The sequence below is a fragment of the Pseudoxanthomonas kalamensis DSM 18571 genome (genome assembly GCF_010211745.1).
Taxonomy (GTDB): domain Bacteria; phylum Pseudomonadota; class Gammaproteobacteria; order Xanthomonadales; family Xanthomonadaceae; genus Pseudoxanthomonas_A; species Pseudoxanthomonas_A kalamensis.
The window spans coordinates 1-932 of the sequence record NZ_PDWQ01000023.1 but is presented as its reverse complement, the minus strand read 5'-3'; the positions used below and the strand labels follow the sequence as shown (position 1 = coordinate 932).

Annotated in this window: 2 protein-coding genes; one reads left to right on the top strand and one right to left on the bottom strand. The window is 42.0% G+C overall.

Annotated elements, in window-relative coordinates:
* Window positions 1-202 precede the first annotated feature (202 nt).
* The gene (locus tag CSC70_RS13720) at window positions 203-397 is read left to right on the top strand and encodes a YlcI/YnfO family protein (protein WP_001421937.1); all 195 of its coding nucleotides are present in this window, start codon (window positions 203-205) and stop codon (window positions 395-397) included.
* A 164-nt stretch (window positions 398-561) separates the two neighbouring features.
* Here the strand turns inward: CSC70_RS13720 and ybcW are convergent, their stop codons facing one another.
* Window positions 562-768 (bottom strand): protein YbcW, encoded by a 207-nt coding sequence (gene ybcW / locus CSC70_RS13715; RefSeq protein WP_001031427.1) that lies wholly within the window; start codon window positions 766-768, stop codon window positions 562-564.
* Between the last annotated feature and the right edge of the window lie 164 nt (window positions 769-932).

Below are 932 nucleotides of genomic sequence, written 5' to 3'. Positions count from 1 at the left end.
CCCCGTAACCTGTCGGATCACCGGAAAGGACCCGTAAAGTGATAATGATTATCATCTACATATCACAACGTGCGTGGAGGCCATCAAACCACGTCAAATAATCAATTATGACGCAGGTATCGTATTAATTGATCTGCATCAACTTAACGTAAAAACAACTTCAGACAATACAAATCAGCGACACTGAATACGGGGCAACCTCATGTCAACGAAGAACAGAACCCGCAGAACAACAACCCGCAACATCCGCTTTCCTAACCAAATGATTGAACAAATTAACATCGCTCTTGAGCAAAAAGGGTCCGGGAATTTCTCAGCCTGGGTCATTGAAGCCTGCCGTCGGAGACTAACGTCAGAAAAGAGAGCATATACATCAATTAAAAGTGATGAAGAATGAACATCCCGCGTTCTTCCCTCCGAACAGGACGATATTGTAAATTCACTTAATTACGAGGGCATTGCAGTAATTGAGTTGCAGTTTTACCACTTTCCTGACAGTGACAGACTGCGTGTTGGCTCTGTCACAGACTAAATAGTTTGAATGATTAGCAGTTATGGTGATCAGTCAACCACCAGGGAATAATCCTTCATATTATTATCGTGCTTCACCAACGCTGCCTCAATTGCTCTGAATGCTTCCAGAGACACCTTATGTTCTATACATGCAATTACAACATCAGGGTAACTCATAGAAATGGTGCTATTAAGCATATTTTTTACACGAATCAGATCCACGGAGGGATCATCAGCAGATTGTTCTTTATTCATTTTGTCGCTCCATGCGCTTGCTCTTCATCTAGCGGTTAAAATATTACTTCAAATCTTTCTGTATGAAGATTTGAGCACGTTGGCCTTACATACATCTGTCGGTTGTATTTCCCTCCAGAATGCCAGCAGGACCGCACTTTGTTACGCAACCAATACTATTAAGT

What these genes read in the sequence shown, in the direction of transcription:
- CSC70_RS13720 (WP_001421937.1), top strand. Translation starts at nt 203, where the DNA reads ATGTCAACGAAGAACAGAACCCGCAGAACAACAACCCGCAACATCCGC.
- ybcW (WP_001031427.1), bottom strand. Translation starts at nt 768, where the DNA reads ATGAATAAAGAACAATCTGCTGATGATCCCTCCGTGGATCTGATTCGT.